Source organism: Variibacter gotjawalensis, assembly GCF_002355335.1.
GTDB lineage: Bacteria > Pseudomonadota > Alphaproteobacteria > Rhizobiales > Xanthobacteraceae > Variibacter > Variibacter gotjawalensis.
In genome coordinates this window covers 96269-112202 of the sequence record NZ_AP014946.1, presented here as the reverse complement: position 1 = coordinate 112202, position 15934 = coordinate 96269, and the positions used below count along the sequence as shown (strand labels likewise).

Here is a 15934-nt window from a genome sequence, read left to right as displayed (position 1 = left end):
CCTTGAGGTGTTAACTTGGCAGCACGGATCGTCTCCCTTTTTGGTCGTGCGAGCACGTCTTTGCGTGCGTTGCCGGAACCGTGGTCGACGCAAGATACCGCCGATCTTTATCGCGTCCTGCACTTCCTAATCGATGCAGGTCTGCCGGTATCATTGAATTTCGGAAAAACCGACGAGGAAGAGCCTTGGGCGGTTTTTGAGAACGACGAGACGGGCGACGTATTGGTTCAAATTGCGCGTCTCGATGGCTCCATCGTTGTCGTGAACTCGCAGTTCAAGAAAGTGTATCGCGGGAACAGCCTGCGGAATATTACAGATCAAATTCTGGCTGACCACAACGGTGTTTCACGGAACAAAGCCACTAACGTCATCTATTTACCCAGCGCGGTTCTCACTGCATTCGTTGCATCCGCCGTTTTAATTTCTGACGTCTTCGGTAACATCTCGAAAGCGGATGCGGCAGAGGCTGAACGCAACAAGAGTGGGGGCGACGTCAGCGTCAAAGAGGCAATCAATCGCGCGGTTGCTCGCGAGCAATCGGCTCAAAACACAGCTGTCGGCTCATTAGCTTGGATCAGCATTTTTTCGTTCAGTCTTGCTGCCGCGCATGTTAGCCAGCCGAACGAAGTAAGCTCGTTTCACGGACTACTGGCATCGCTCTCGAAGCCCGCGAGCGACCTGTCTGCGGCTGACTGGACGACTGTCGTCGATAGAGCGCGCGTTCCCGAGTCCTCTTTTGATAGCCATTCAGCGGCCGAAGACACGCCCGTTAGGGTTGGCGTATTTCCCCAGCCCGGCCGCGGGCCGGCTGTAGAGAAGTCTAACGACCTACCCGCGCCATCCGCTGGGCTAGTCCAAAAGGAGGCGCTGTGGGCTCCTGGCCATATCGAACGGATCGCGACCGATAGTGCGTTCTACGCGCTCTCCGTAGATGTGGCGGCGCGTAGTATTGCGAAAGGATCTAGTGCGCCAGCGCCTGCTCTTTCGAAAGCTAGTGAAATTGTCGCTGAACCAGCAGATGCCAAATCGAATCAGCAAAGTGCTATTGCCGTAAAGAATGCAACTTCTGACGCGGTGAAAACCACTGATTTTTCTTCGGGGGGCCTCAAGCTTGGCGAAGCTTCGCTGGCTTGGGAGAAATTAGGCAATGGCGGTTTGCACACAGCCCTTGCTACCGCGACTTCTTCTACCGCAGCGGTCACTGCATCTTTTTTAAGTGTCGCTAGTGAAAAGGTGACGGCGAACCTCGTGGTTGCACCGCTCGTACTCTCTGATGGCGTGTGGAAGCAAACTCTTTCGTCGGATGACACGATCAATGGGCAACAAGGCAGCGCCCTGTATGCACAGTTGAGCTCTTTGAGCCCGACACGGCCGATAATCACAGGGATTGAATCTATCAACCTCTCCGCAGCTGTCGCTTCAATATTTGATTTTAGTGGGACGACAGGAGCAAAGAACATAGCGGTGAACGGCGCTGCTGCAGGCGCCATTCTCTCAATGGTCGAGATTCAAGCGCCAGCAAATTTAGCGTTGCAGAATGTATCTACGGACCTACCGACCTACTTTCTGTTCCGTTTTGCTGACGCCGCAATTGCGGGCAGTGACACAAAAATCCACCTCGATCTGCAGGATGTCGGCAGTGCGGCGTCGGGACAGTTCGGTGATGTTAACATCGGCGGGACGTTGAACGAAGGCGTCGAGTCACTTGAAGTAGGACTGATAGGGCACAATTATCTTAACTCGCTTTATTCGAGCACAAGTGGGCTTCTAGGTAGAGACATCGAGGCGGCGAATTGGACGCGCTCCTATAGTTTCTCCGGTTCGGGCTCGTTGACGATACAGTCCGCACTGCAAGGCGCGACGAGTGTCGATGCCGGGAAGCTAGCCGGCAGTTTATCCATAGCGCTTGACGAATCTAGAGCCGTCGTTGTGCAGGGTGGTGCCGGAAACGATCGCTTTGATTTCGGAGCCGGGTTCGATTTCCGTGACGGTTTGGATGGCGGCGGCGGCTCGGACACCCTCGCGGTATCAGCCGACTTAACTGCGAGCTCTGCCGCGTCGCTTAAATCCATCGAAACTCTCGAATTTTACGGAAAGAGTACTTTTACTTTCGACGCTGGACAGTTCGCATCCATAGAAAACATCGTTCACAAGTCCACCGCTTCTGCCTTCTATCTCAATCTCGGTGCAACGCAGGATCACGCCGACATCGCTATTCTAGACAGCGGCTCGGTAACGGCATCTTTGAGCCAGAACGCGTCCGAGCAGGCTATCCACTTGTCTCTAGGTATGCGCGATCAAATAGGAGGGTTCGACCAGGCGGTTGGACGCTTTGCGGGAGCGGTAACAACGATTGGGGCCGCAACGGTGTTTGTTGATGTCACGGCTAACGAAATCGCGACTAAAACGGTTGCGGGGATGTCTGCTTTTTACAGTGACGATGCAACAACACTGAAGCTAACTGGAGGAAGTATCGGTCAAAATTTTGACCTCTCTAACGTTCAAGCGCCTTCGATCAAGATCGTGGATGGAAGCTCCTTCATCGGCAACCTTCGTCTTAGTGGAAATGTTCACGCTCAATCTATCGTAGGTGGCGAGGGCGATGATGTCCTCTCAACTGGAGGTCGACAATTCGACGCTGCAGACACACTTAGTGGTGGTCGGGGGAAGGATACGTTCGTTTTAGACGTTTCTGACAGAACAGATATGGTCAGCAAGCCGCTGCTGACGATCACAGATCTCGATCTTGGAGGATTTGGCGGTACTGGCGGTGATAAAATCGACATTTCGCAGCTTGGTCTCGTCAACTCAGCAAATCACACGCCGATCGTTCTCAACAACGGCGAAGTGATAGCAATCCAAGGAGCGGATCTTTTCAGTGCGCTGACAACGTTCGTCACTGAGCAGCAGCTAGAACAAGCGTTCTTCGGTCTGGTTAGCTACGGAAATGAAACTTATCTTGTGGCGCAGGGCGCCACTGATCCTTCATGGAAATCATTCGCCAACGTGGTGATTGACGTCACTGGAGTCACTGGGAAGTTAGATCACTCGGACATCATCTATTGACCGGCCATCGCCTACTGGCTTCGATCCGCTCGGCGCGCAATTATTGGTAAAAACTAGCGCGAGACTCTCGCTTGAGCCCTCTCTGAAGCAGCGCTTCTGCGTGATACGTGTCCAGTTTCCCTCGAGCTTGTGCTGCGGCCACCCATCAGCTTTAGCCATGCCTGGACTTTAGATATGGCTTCGGCCAATTTGCCATCGGTGGGATTGCCGAGCGTTCGAGCAGAACGCAGTGCACATACCGCACCGTAAGCCTCAACGCGCTCAACTTGGACGTTTCCTTTCGGCCGCAAATCAGCTTCGACAATGTCGATGAGCGCACGACTGATCGTTGCTGGCTCGTGCCTGCACCGTTCCAAAGATCGAAGGCAACGTGTGGCGATTTCAATGGTGTTTTTCATAGGTCTACCCAACAATGTACTGTAGGTTTAACAGGTGCCCGATTATTTTCGGCTACAAAGACTCTTGAATTTTAAATCAAAAAGTTAAGCACCGATACGCGCTATTGAATCCGCGAGAGTCGACGCCGCCGCTCCGAGAATTGCCGTGGGAAACAAACAATCCACGTGACTAGTGCTGAAGGCTTTGGCACGACGTCCAGTCTAAGAGGGCGTTAGAGCGTGCGCCTTCGCCGTTATTTTTAGTGAATGCATGGCGGCAACGAGAGCAGCGTGCGCTCAAGATTCAACCATCTGATCAACGACCTTCCACCGCTGCCCCGTAAGGCAATCTCTTTGACGGGGCCTTGTGAACAAATGAAACGAGCCGAAGCGACGCGAGACCTTTGACCAAGCTCTAATACTTCGGCTCTAGCCCGGGCTCAAACTTGTTGAGACAGATCTGAGACGGGCTCCGAAAGTTTACCTGGAGCCGAAGCCGGGGAAAGCGAAATGGAACCCTCAAACGGGCTGCTAGGCCCATTTCGGACAACTCTGATATCTGTCCGACGTGCCCAAATAGGTCGACGGATAACTGACATATTACATGACGCCGATTGATGCCGTGACGGTCATGTCGGCAAGGCATCGACCTATTAGGAAAGAAACCTACTGCGCTTCTAGTTCGCGGATTTTTGGCAGTTGGGCTTTCTCCAGCACGCAGCCGAACTGAAGAGTTGTATGCAAGCTGCCCGATTTTACTTCGATTTCGACGATACCGTCTTGGGCGTCTGCAGACGGCTTCAAAGTCGACGACGACATTCGAACATCAGCTATCGCAACTCCCTGAGGGATCTCCCTTACAGCAGCAGCCATACAAATTTGCTCTTGCGATGTTTGTGCGTTCCCTGCTGAAACCACTTCGAAGGAGATCAGAATGAGGAGTAGAAAGGCTGCCGCTATGTGCATGACGATCGCTTCCCGATTTGTGACATGAGTAAGCTACTCGCGGTTTCGAAATGCTTCAATCGGCACGCTGATCGGCTTCTCGACTGAGGCGCCAGCCATCGGGTCGTTCTGGTCCGCTGATCATTCATCGATTGACTGTGGTCAAGCGCGCTCGATTGAGCTAGCCGCGGCGGTCTATCGGTGCCACGGTTATCTTCGCGTCCGCCGTCGTATGCTGATCACCAAGCGCTAAGATTGAGAATTATCTCGCTCAGGAGCGCTAAGGCGCGTCAGACATAGCTGAAGGTTACTTTAATAACTGCATCGTGTCTGTTTGGGCTCCAGCTAAAACAGGGTCCCGCAATCGAAATGATCTTGAGCCGTGCGCAGGCGCTTTTGACACGCGACGATCTTGCTTAAGCTTTCATGACCAAGTCTTCACATGACCAACGCGAGAGGATGGCGCGCGATTGCCGGCGGCCGCGAAAAAAACGCCAAATCTGGTGTGACAACCGCTAGCTCTTATCAATCCGCTATCAGTTGCGCGCAGACTTACCGAGAAGCAATCAGCCTTCGAAATTTGGATCGTTAGTCGCAGCAGAGCAATCCGGCTGATGGCAGGTTCTAGTTGTTAACCAAGTCAATGTAGATGACGTGGCGCGTACTACACGCCGATGTCGCGCGCTTGATTAGCAGAGCAGCTTCAGTTAGCGCGATTTCTAAACAAGTGGTGTTCACTGGATGCTCATGTTAACAGCGCCGGATCGACCAGGGTACTACTGGGCGAGACTCGTCAGGCCGCAAGGTACGCCAGCAGGTGAAGACTGGCGGTCTGTGGACTGGGAAATCGTCCACGTCGTCGTGAATATATTTGGCGTTGATGCTGCCCACTTCGGACGTTTTGGCGTTTTCGTGCCCGGTGTCGGCTCAATGCAACATGTTCAAGCGCTAGCGTGGGGGCCGCGCATTTTGGAAGCGCCGCCGTTTGCCGCTCCTTAAACCTTTGCCTGAGACGAGTTTTCCATGTCTATCGGAAGGGGAAAACGCGCGCGCCCTCCTTTCCGAAATGGCAATCGACGTGCGCTCAAAGCCAGCGATCATCGTGCCCGCGATTGACGGAGATTGAGTCACAGCTTCGCGGAGTCGAACGAAAGCTGGAAGAGTAGTATCATGCCAAGTCATCGCGCTGAAAGCTGAACTTCTTTATCAAGCGAGCGATAACCTGATGCGTTTCCTAGATCCAACGCTAATCTAAATTTGTTTTCAATTTTTGCCTCTTTGTGCGGCCCTATCGCAAACCTCAAGGCAGACTCGGATTGATAATCGAATCGACGCATTCTCTTTGGTCAAGATATACGCGTCGCAGAAAACCGTATTTAATTTGAAGAATGATTCTTGCTCATCTCTAGACTTCGCGACCACCGCTTGCGGGTCGGCATCTCAAGCTAATTATGCTCAACGTTTGCGAAGCCGGAAGTTTGATTTTCAGGGCGTGAATCGGATTACACCGGCGCACTCTTCATGGCACGCTCGAGCCAATACGACGCTTCTTTAAGAAGCTCGCGTTTCTCATCCACGTCGATAGTTTGATCCGAGCAATCCATAGCGTGGTGAGCTCGGTCGCGACACTCTCTCGCCGTCAAAGAGCTGGAATGTTCGTTGTCCGATATATTCGTCATGCAGACTGCTACGATCGAATCGCTACAATGGTTCACATCTCCCGAAAGTTTCGTAAATTTATCCGTCTGGCAGACTTGAACTGAAGACGTCGATTAGCGCGACGTGGGTTTTGGAGTTTGCAAATTCGCCCTCGTGCACCGCGACGACAGAACCAGAGCGCGCGGTTTGCAGTTGTCACTGCAGCGGTATTGGCGAGTGTGACCGAATACTAGCGAAATTTTTGAGCGCGGGCTGGGCGATTTTTGCAGCAAGAATTCGCCAGCGCGCCGCAAGTGCCAGCCATGGCTCTTTGTCGTCATTGAGGGATAACGCAGCATAACCTTCACACCGTTCGGCCTCGGCTAGACAATTAGCTTGGCTCATAAGCACATCCACGGCCGCTGCTCTCGTCATCACGATCTCCCGGATTTTTATATACCGCGACCAGTTAAGCGACTAGTTTGCACAAAGTTCTCGGCATTTTAAAACGTTCAGTACGTTTGGTATCTGAGAATTTAACGGTGGGCGCACTTCCGGACGCGTGGCGATCAAGATCGCTGCACAGGTTGCTCGATGGACAAAGATCAAACTTCTGCAATTGTCGGGCGACCTTAAGTTCGATGTTACGGCGCTTGATGGTCGAATCGATTTGCCGCCGTGGGTCCGCGTCTGTGACTTAGCTCTGCTGGACTTTTGAAAAGAGCTCTCGGAGGTTCTGGATCGCAAGCTGCGCTTGCTGCTTTGCTATATCGACTTCTCGAAAGTTGCCGCCGCATTGCTGGTCGGCCAATGCCGTAGTGACGTTGTCCGTAGCGAGGATAACTCCGGTTAGCGCTAAATCTAAGGTTTCATCTGGAACGGATCTGGCGGCTATCTTGGCGCAGCAAGCTCTAACGTTTTTCGACAGATGGATGGCGTTGAATGAGTGCGACCAGTCGAGATGACCTTCAGCGACGTTTATCCAATAATCGACATCTTCGGACAACACTGGAGCCATCCCTGTAGAGCAGCGAAATCTCGATCGGCCAAAACCGAAAACCACGCATCCTTCGATGAGAAACGCCTGTCTCTCATATTCCACGCGGATATTACAAGCGTCATATAAATTGACGTTGTCTCTCAAGCGATCGACAAAAGCATAATTTAGCGCAATACGCGCGAATCGCCGATTGTGTCAGACACGCAATTGAGCGCGAATATCCAGGACGTCGTGGGTCGCGGAGATGTCGACAAGCGGGGCGGATGCGAAAATCTTCATTTCTCGGATTGTCCAACCATGTTCGGCTCCCGATAGATTAAAAGAAGCCCACTCGACTGGTTGGCCACATTCGGCCATCCGCCACATATCTTCGTTCAGGCCTGGTATCGCCGGCGCGTTTAGCCAAACGCTTTTAACGATGTCTTGCTGATAACGCATTTTCTGCGCTCGTTTGCTGTTCCCACTTCTGGCTAGTGAGAGTCGGTTTGAAATGCAAATCTGTTAGCGCTCGCAAATAGATTAAAAGCTTGGAATTATCCAACTGTTGCGCCTTTGCATGACCGAGATAGGGTATGCAGGAGCGGCGTAGTGATCAAAGCTCAGTGAAGCGAACAAGCGCTCCGAGGAAGGCAAGGTCGCGTAAATGCCAGACGGATCTCTCTCTCACTCCGCTCCCCAGAGTCGCCGTGCGGGTTGCGGTGGCCGCGCCAAACCGCGATTTTAGGCACCATTCCGGGATAGCTCAGCGGTAGAGCATCCGACTGTTAATCGGACGGTCGCAGGTTTGAATTCTGCTCCCGGAGCCAGGGCGCCGGAAATCTTAAGAAAAGTGGTAGGTGAGGTCGAGCCGGAACGCTGAGAGCTGCGGTGCGTCGCGCGCCGAATACTTCGGCCCTACCCGGGTTGCCATCCAATGGGGATGTTCGCCATTGAAATCACATATCCAGTGGAACTGAATTCTGCGCTTCACAAGCCAACGCGGGCCGCATAGGCATCGTGCGAGTCGGCAAGGTAGTGCGAGCCGGATCGACAGAGGTTTTATCGAACTAGTGATCCGGCTCTAACCTGCGAGGCAAGGCAGGCCGTTGCAGGCTGCTGCAACCTAGCCGCCCGCTGTTCAAAAAGCAGCATCAACCCATAACCCGTTTGGACAAAGGTCAACGCTGCCGAGAAAGGCACAGGGTGTTGCCTTTTTGCACTATTTGGAATCACCGAAAAATACGATGCTGGCCCATCAGAATCTTTTGGGGTTTCGGGCTATGAAGAAGTTTTTCGCGGCGGCTCTCTTCGCCACCACAGCACTCACGAGCGCGCATGCCGCTGATCTGGGCCGCCCCGTTTACAAGGCGCCTGTTGTCGTTGAGCAGTACACGACTTGGAACGGCTTTTATATCGGCGGTAACGCCGGCTATGGCTGGGGCCGTGCTACGGCATTCGACGGCGGCGTGAACATCGGCCGCGTCGATGTCGAGGGCTTCACGGGCGGTGGCCAAATCGGTTTCAACTGGCATCTGGCTCCGAACTGGGTGTTCGGCATCGAGGCTGACGTCCAGGGTTCGAACATTGGCGAGCGCGAGACGATCGCTGGCCTCACCGCGCGCACGGACTTGGACATCTGGGGCACGGCTCGTGGTCGTCTTGGCTACGCGGCAGGTCCGACACTTTGGTACGCGACAGGCGGTTTCGCCTGGGGTCGTAATACGATCGGTGTTGACACGCCGTTGCTGACTCTCGAGCAGACGAAGACACATACCGGCTGGACTGTCGGTGGCGGTCTTGAGTATGCATTCGCACCCAACTGGTCGGCTAAGGTTGAATACCTGTACGTTGATCTCGGTCGCGAACGCTATCTCGAAACACTGATCGATGGCGTCAGTGCGAACCTCAAATTCCACACTGTTCGCTTCGGTGTGAACTATCGCTTTGGTGGCGCTCCGATCGTCGCCTCGTACTGAAATCTCGTCTTCTTAGAAAGCCCCGCTGTCTACTTGGACAGCGGGGCTTTTTTTTTGGTTTCCCGCCTGCCATCGATGCGAATCAAGAAGCTCGGTACGGCCAATGAGTCGGATGCTAAGTAAGATTTTTGGCTCGTCTCCACAGACGCTTGACCGCTACGCTTGAGCTAGAGCGTCAACGCCGTTCAGCGTAATTTCTGTGGGGCCATCGTTCTGCAGCGCACTTTTCATATCAGCAGGGACGCCTGGCTCAAATGTTTGTTGCGCAGCAGTAAGCTCAAATTGTCCTAACACATGCCGGTTTGCCGCGATTCAACTTCAGCGCGCGGATTTGCTCGTGCGGGTGCATGACGCTCCTTGACTATTCCAAGCGTTAGTCGGCCGCGAGTTTTATTTTGATTAATTCGGTTTTTTACGTTGCCCGCGACATGTTCTTTCGCTGCAAAATCTTGGCTAAGGTTCAATAAACGCCGACGAGACAATCGCAAACAGAGCGCGTCGCAGTTTACGATCATGCAACGGCAACGGTCAGTATGGGCTAGAGGTCGTATTGACGCCGCCGACGAAATTCCTTCGAGCAGTGCGTCGTGATTTTTCTTCAGTCATCCACATGCTCAGCGAGCATGTTTCCGGCAAAATTGGCGAACAACACAATATTGGAATCGCTTCAAGCAGCGCGCTGGGAACATTTGACGCGGCGATAGCAAACAACTTTGCATCCTACATGGCGCGCGATTGTCGGCGGAACACCAAAGTTGACTGTCTTTCCTCGGCTGCAGGTAGAAGCGTGGTGCCAACGTTAAATGGACGGGAAAAGGGTTAATAGGATATTAATATACGATTTATTAACTATAAAAGTTATTTGTAGTATTTGAATTATTGGAGGATTCGTGTTGCTCAGTTTTTTCCTTCGCGGTTTTCTCGCCGGCGCGATGGCCGTGTTTTTGCAATTCCCTGCTGACGCACAATTCCTTGCGCCGACTGTGACGAGTATTGGCCCTGTATCTGGCCCAACGATCGGCGGAACGGCGGTTACGCTTACTGGCACGAACCTGTTCGGTGCCGCGGTCACGTTCGATGGCATCCCGGCGCTCTCGGTCAGCATCTTGAGCTCGACGAGCGTGCTCGCAGTCGCTCCGCCGCACGCGGCAGGGGCCGTCACGGTTGCCGCGACAACGCTTGCCGGTACGGCATCATTGACCAACGCCTATACATACGTTGCGGCGGCTCCGACCTTGACCAGTGTGTCGCCAACATCGGGTCCCGTGACGGGAGGAACCGGCGTTACGCTCACTGGCACGAACCTGTTCGGTGCCGCGGTCACGTTCGATGGCATCCCGGCGCTCTCGGTCAGCATCTTGAGCTCGACCAGCGTGCTCGCAGTCGCTCCGCCGCACGCGGCAGGGGCCGTCACGGTTGCCGCGACAACGCTTGCCGGTACGGCATCATTGACCAACGCCTATACATACGTTGCGGCGGCTCCGACCTTGACCAGTGTGTCGCCAACATCGGGTCCCGTGACGGGAGGAACCGGCGTTACGCTCACTGGCACGAACCTGTTCGGTGCCGCGGTCACGTTTGATGGCATCCCGGCGCTCTCGGTCAGCATCTTGAGCTCGACCAGCGTGCTCGCGGTCGCTCCGCCGCATGCGGCAGGGGCCGTCACGGTTGCCGCGACAACGCTTGCCGGTACGGCATCATTGACCAACGCCTATACATACGTTGCGGCGGCTCCGACCTTGACCAGTGTGTCGCCAACATCGGGTCCCGTGACGGGAGGAACCGGCGTTACGCTTACTGGCACGAACCTGTTCGGTGCCGCGGTCACGTTCGATGGCATCCCGGCGCTCTCGGTCAGCATCCTGAGTTCGACAAGTGTGCTCGCAGTCGCACCGCCGCACGCGGCAGGGGCCGTCACGGTTGCCGCGACGACGCTTGCCGGTACGGCATCATTGACCAATGTCTTTACGTATGTCGCGGCGGCTCCGACCTTGACCAGTGTGTCGCCAACATCGGGTCCCGTGACGGGAGGAACCGGCGTTACGCTCACTGGCACGAACCTGTTCGGTGCCGCGGTCACGTTCGATGGCATCCCGGCGCTCTCGGTCAGCATCCTGAGTTCGACAAGTGTGCTCGCAGTCGCACCGCCGCACGCGGCAGGGGCCGTCACGGTTGCCGCGACGACGCTTGCCGGTACGGCATCATTGACCAACGCCTTTACGTATGTCGCGGCGGCTCCGACCTTGACCAGTGTGTCGCCAACATCGGGTCCCGTGACGGGAGGAACCGGCGTTACGCTTACTGGCACAAACCTGTTCGGTGCCGCGGTCACGTTTGATGGCATCCCGGCGCTCTCGGTCAGCATCTTGAGCTCGACCAGCATGCTCGCGGTCGCACCGCCGCACGCGGCAGGGGCCGTCACGGTTGCCGCGACGACGCTTGCCGGTACGGCATCATTGACCAACGCCTTTACGTATGTCGCGGCGGCTCCGACCTTGACCAGTGTGTCGCCAACATCCGGTCCCGTGACGGGAGGAACCGGCGTTACGCTTACTGGCACGAACCTGTTCGGTGCCGCGGTCACGTTTGATGGCATCCCAGCGCTCTCGGTCAGCATCTTGAGCTCGACCAGCGTGCTCGCGGTCGCACCGCCGCACGCGGCAGGGGCCGTCACGGTTGCCGCGACGACGCTTGCCGGTACGGCATCATTGACCAATGCCTTTACGTATGTCGCGGCGGCTCCGACCTTGACCAGTGTGTCGCCAACATCGGGTCCCGTGACGGGAGGAACCGGCGTTACGATCACTGGCAACAATCTCAGCGGCACCACGTCCGTAACATTCGGAGGCACTACAGCCTCGGCCGTCACAGTAGTGAATGCGACGACTGTAACAGCAGTCGCTCCAGCGCATATCGCCGGTCCCGTGGATGTCGTCGTGACGACGCCGAACGGTAATGCCACGTTGACGAACAGTTTCACCTATACGGCCGCAGCGCCGACGCTGGCGAGTGCGAGTCCGAATTCAGGATCGGCGGCTGGTGGCACGCTGGTGACACTGTCCGGCACGAACCTTTCCGGCGCAACGGCGGTGACTTTTGGCGGCACGGCCGCCTTGGCCGTCACTGTGATCAACGCGACAACTGTTACAGCTGTGACGCCGGCACATGCGGTTGGGGTCGTCACTATCGCGATCACGACGCCGAACGGCACCGCCTCTTTGGCGAATGCGTTTAGCTATAACGTCGTCTCGACCGCGACGGCGGTGAGTTCATCCCGCAATCCGGCGCCGGCCGGGCAAGCCGTCACCTTCACGGCGGTAGTGAGCAGCAGCAATGGTGTGCCGATCGGCGAAGTGTCGTTCCGCGACGGCGCGACCGTAATCGGGACTGCGACGCTTTCACAGGGCACCGCCAAGCTGACGACGAGTTCGCTCTCCGTCGGCGCTCATTCGATTACGGTGGTCTACACGCAGGTGCAAGGCTTCTCTGGCAGTACGTCGCCGGCGCTGGTGCAAACCGTCAGCAACGCTGCCGACAGCGCAAAGCTACGCGAACTCCAGATCGCAGGCTCTCGGGTTGTCGCGCAGAATTCAGGCGGTGCGATCACGAGTTCTATCGACTCCGCGATCGACGAAGCGTTCAGCGAAAGCGGTCAATTCATCATGCCGGGCAGCAACAGCTTGCGGGTCAACTTTGCGGCCGACCCGGGCGGCCGCGAGGACACCAAGCCGCAGCGCGACGATGTGCGCGATCGTTTGATGAAAGGGAAACTCGACGACGCATTCGCTTCGTTCAACAAAGCCAAGCCGCGTCTCTACGAGATCAAATCCGATTGGCGCTTGTGGCTCGATATCAAATACAGCGGCATCGAGAGTGCCGGCTACATCCAGCCGCTCAAAGGCGAGCAGGTCAACGCGCTGACGGGGGTGTCCTATCGGCTGTCGCCGAAGGTAGTCGTCGGCGCGTTCGGCGGATACGAAACGTTCCGTTACGCATCCGACACATTGAACGGACGGCTGGCTGGCGACGGCTGGACGGTTGGCGGCTATTTTGGTTGGAAACTGCAGGATCAGTTCCGCTTCGATCTTGCGGCAGCGTATTCGGGCATCGACTACACGGGCGTTGCCGCCACGGCCGCCGGCGATTTCACTGGCACCCGCTGGTTAATCTCGTCTGGTTTCACCGGCACGTACCGTTGGGCCGACTTTGCGATCGAACCGTCCGCGAAACTCTACACGCTGTGGGAGCATCAACGCTCCTACACGGACACGTTGTCGACCTTCCAGCCGGCCCGCGACTTTATGACCGGGCGCGCGTCGGTCGGTACGAAAGCCGCATATTCGATGGAGTCCGCGATCACGCCGTATATCGGTCTCTACGCGGACTACTACTTCTCGCGCGACTACGAGGGGGTGAACCTAGAGGGTCTGGCTTCGGTGCCGATCCTGTCCGGGTGGTCGGCGCGCGTCACAGGCGGAATCATGGCGCGACTGCCGAACGGCCTGTCGGTCGCACTCGGCGGCGAATACGGCGGCATCGGATCCGACGCGAGAATTTGGACCTTTCGGGCCAACGTAAGAATGCAGTTGAATTAGCTTGCCTCGGATGCGCAGCGGATTTGCGGACCCGAAATTCTCCTTGCATCGCGCCGCGGCCCCTTGGAGAACGAATACGGCAAAAGCTTCAACTAGAGCTGCGCAACGAACTGCTTGACGGACAGATCTTCGCTCAAGGAGGGGGAGGTCGTGATCGAAACTGGCGGTTCCACCAACACAATGCGCTCACTCTCATCGCTCGAATATAGGCCCCAGCACCGGAGGCCTCGTCTGGCCCAAGCCTGAGCCGGCTTCAACGTGACGCTAGACTATTATTCGGACGACCTCGTGGGACCTGTCAGGTTGGACAGCTGAATCTTGCCTACGGTCGGACATTCTAAGTCGTGCCGACGTTCTATCTCGATAGTCCTTGTTAGAGCGAGCCGGGAACGCCTAATGGTCTGCGGTGTCGGCCCAGGCGCTCCCGGCTCTTCGCCCGCAGAGAGGAGGTCTCTGCGGGCGATTGGCAAAAATCCGGGCGTCCAATCGATCGCCGGGCGTCTTTTCGAGAGATTAGGACGTGTAGTCGATGTGCCCGGACTCAGCACTCGCATAGGTGCCGATCAGGTTCACGTTGAACTGCGCTTTTCCGTCAGCCAGATCGGTGAGGAAATGCTCATTTGCAATCGCGTAGGCGCCAACGTCTGCTTTGACAGCCTCAGTCATCAGCCACCCTACAAGGGCGGCTTTTGTGCCGATCGCATCGCCGCCGTAGTACTTAAAGTATTCCGAGCGCGCGTACGTCGTGCCGTTACCGCTAGCGTTCTGCACCTGATCGTTCAAGATCGCATTGATCTTGTTCTGATCAGCCGCGACGCCAAAGATCTCCTGGTATGCTTTGCCAACCGTTTGCGAAAGGCTGAGACCGCCGTAGTCAGCAACGAATTTCGCATTGCCTTCGCCAAGCTTACCGAGGTTTACGCCGAAGTTGATCGCTCGATTCTCAAGATTGAAATGCTGGTAGTAAGCATCGTTGAGATCCGTGGCGTTGATGCTGTCCGGCGAGTTAACGAGATAATCGACGCCGGCCTCCGTCGGGGTCTTGCCGGTAAAAAATTGGTACGCAGTATTCGCAACTGACGTCCCATCGTCGGCATAATCCACGATTTTCGCCACCGCTTGATCGAGCGTGAGCGTGCCGTTTTTCATCTGATTGGCCATCGTGTTCAGCGCGGCCACTTCGTCTGCCGGAGCTTCTGAAGTTGTCGGATCAATTCGGGTAATATTGAGATACGCCTCGTTGAGCGCGAGCTGCTCAACTGTCGGATCGTCGTCGTCGCCGCCGCCGCCACCGCCGATAATGATCGTGATCAGATCGCCGAGGCTGAGGTCCAAGCCGATCAAATCGAGCAACGTCCCGTCTTTGCCAACCGACAGTCCAAGGTCGATCAAAGCATCGCCAGCCGTTTGGAACAGCAGCTTGCCGTCAACAACGAGCAGGCCGCGCGAACTACCCAACTCCGTGACAAGATCCAGAAGGGTAACGTCACCGCTGGTGAGTTTGACTTCAGGAATGAGATTGTCGTTACCGCCGAGCTTAAGACCGAGAACGCCGAGATCTAGGTTGCTGAGATCGATGCCGTCCAGCTTTGTCAGCTTCAGCGCATCCAACAAACCATCGTCCAACAGATCAGTTAGATTCAGTACGCCACCGCCGCCCGTGAGGCCGCCAAGGATATCGCCGACAGGCTGAAGGATGTCGGGAAGGATGCCGTCGAGCAACCCACCCGTTACGGGATCGAGAATGCCGTCCAGAATGTCTGTGATTGGCGTAATCACCGGATCCAAAATGCCGGTTACGGGGTCAAGGATGCCGGTCACAGGATTGAGCACGCCAGTGACTGGATTTAAAACGCCAGTCACCGGATTTAGAATGCTGCCAATTGAACCAAGAGCCATTTTGTATCCTCCGAGCGGACCGTCCGCATTTCAAAATAATAGCATCTTTTAAATTTGGTTCCCTGTTATAATCGTTTGAAAGTTAGCGCATATATAATGATTTGAAATTTACAAATATTTAGAACCAATTTTATTTCGATCTCCGGGAAGGGTGGGCTCGTTTGCAGCTGAAGTCCGTCGTTTCGAGCTAAACTGCTCCGAAATCGCTGTTCCGAAGGCTTCTTTTGTAGCGAAATGCCTCTGCACTCTTCGGAATGCCGATAGACTTTCGGGATTCGGAATAGCCCGAATATTTGCTTGGCATGCCTAAGCACCGCGCCTTCGGCGTTCGCTCAATCAGTTTCGATGAATTTATTTAGTCTTTATTAATTATGGAAGCCAAAGTGTCGGCCAAGGCGAGAGGCAGGCTCGTGCGCTCCGCATTTAACGGAAGGTACGGCGCCCTCAATATCTAATGGA

At 55.5% G+C, this 15934-nt stretch carries 8 protein-coding genes and 1 tRNA gene; 5 read left to right on the top strand and 4 right to left on the bottom strand.

Annotated features, from left to right (window positions below; all coding sequences use genetic code 11):
* Window positions 1-15: 15 nt before the first annotated feature.
* Window positions 16-3066 (top strand): calcium-binding protein, encoded by a 3051-nt coding sequence (locus GJW30_RS00495; protein ID WP_130364681.1) that lies wholly within the window; start codon window positions 16-18, stop codon window positions 3064-3066.
* A gap of 1043 nt (window positions 3067-4109) precedes the next feature.
* Here GJW30_RS00495 and GJW30_RS00490 read toward each other — a convergent pair.
* The 3 genes from GJW30_RS00490 to GJW30_RS00485 all read right to left on the bottom strand — a co-directional run bounded on the left by GJW30_RS00490 (window position 4110) and on the right by GJW30_RS00485 (window position 7032).
* Entirely contained in the window at window positions 4110-4409 is a 300-nt protein-coding gene (locus tag GJW30_RS00490) for a hypothetical protein (protein WP_096350424.1), read from the bottom strand.
* Window positions 4410-6242: 1833 nt separating this feature from the next.
* Window positions 6243-6461, bottom strand: a complete 219-nt coding sequence (locus tag GJW30_RS22465; protein ID WP_130364679.1) for a hypothetical protein — start codon at window positions 6459-6461, stop codon at window positions 6243-6245.
* A gap of 262 nt (window positions 6462-6723) precedes the next feature.
* On the bottom strand, window positions 6724-7032 hold the full coding sequence (locus tag GJW30_RS00485; protein ID WP_130364677.1) for a hypothetical protein: 309 nt from the start codon (window positions 7030-7032) through the stop codon (window positions 6724-6726).
* Between the two features lie 725 nt (window positions 7033-7757).
* Here GJW30_RS00485 and GJW30_RS00480 point away from each other — a divergent pair.
* The 4 genes from GJW30_RS00480 to GJW30_RS00470 all read left to right on the top strand — a co-directional run bounded on the left by GJW30_RS00480 (window position 7758) and on the right by GJW30_RS00470 (window position 13576).
* Window positions 7758-7832: transfer RNA gene (locus GJW30_RS00480), tRNA-Asn, on the top strand.
* A 453-nt stretch (window positions 7833-8285) separates the two neighbouring features.
* Window positions 8286-8981: an outer membrane protein gene (locus GJW30_RS00475; RefSeq protein ID WP_096350420.1), complete on the top strand. Its 696-nt coding sequence runs from the start codon at window positions 8286-8288 to the stop codon at window positions 8979-8981.
* Window positions 8982-9531: 550 nt separating this feature from the next.
* The gene (locus GJW30_RS22460) at window positions 9532-9804 is read left to right on the top strand and encodes a hypothetical protein (RefSeq protein ID WP_130364674.1); all 273 of its coding nucleotides are present in this window, start codon (window positions 9532-9534) and stop codon (window positions 9802-9804) included.
* A 67-nt stretch (window positions 9805-9871) separates the two neighbouring features.
* The gene (locus tag GJW30_RS00470; RefSeq protein WP_096350417.1) at window positions 9872-13576 is read left to right on the top strand and encodes an IPT/TIG domain-containing protein; all 3705 of its coding nucleotides are present in this window, start codon (window positions 9872-9874) and stop codon (window positions 13574-13576) included.
* A gap of 513 nt (window positions 13577-14089) precedes the next feature.
* Here the strand turns inward: GJW30_RS00470 and GJW30_RS23075 are convergent.
* On the bottom strand, window positions 14090-15475 hold the full coding sequence (locus GJW30_RS23075; RefSeq protein WP_197703756.1) for a hypothetical protein: 1386 nt from the start codon (window positions 15473-15475) through the stop codon (window positions 14090-14092).
* Window positions 15476-15934 lie beyond the last annotated feature (459 nt).

Coding starts and splice junctions, on each gene's coding strand:
- GJW30_RS00490 (WP_096350424.1), bottom strand. CDS start 4,409: ATGCACATAGCGGCAGCCTTTCTACTCCTCATTCTGATCTCCTTCGAA.
- GJW30_RS00475 (WP_096350420.1), top strand. CDS start 8,286: ATGAAGAAGTTTTTCGCGGCGGCTCTCTTCGCCACCACAGCACTCACG.
- GJW30_RS22465 (WP_130364679.1), bottom strand. CDS start 6,461: ATGACGAGAGCAGCGGCCGTGGATGTGCTTATGAGCCAAGCTAATTGT.
- GJW30_RS23075 (WP_197703756.1), bottom strand. CDS start 15,475: ATGGCTCTTGGTTCAATTGGCAGCATTCTAAATCCGGTGACTGGCGTT.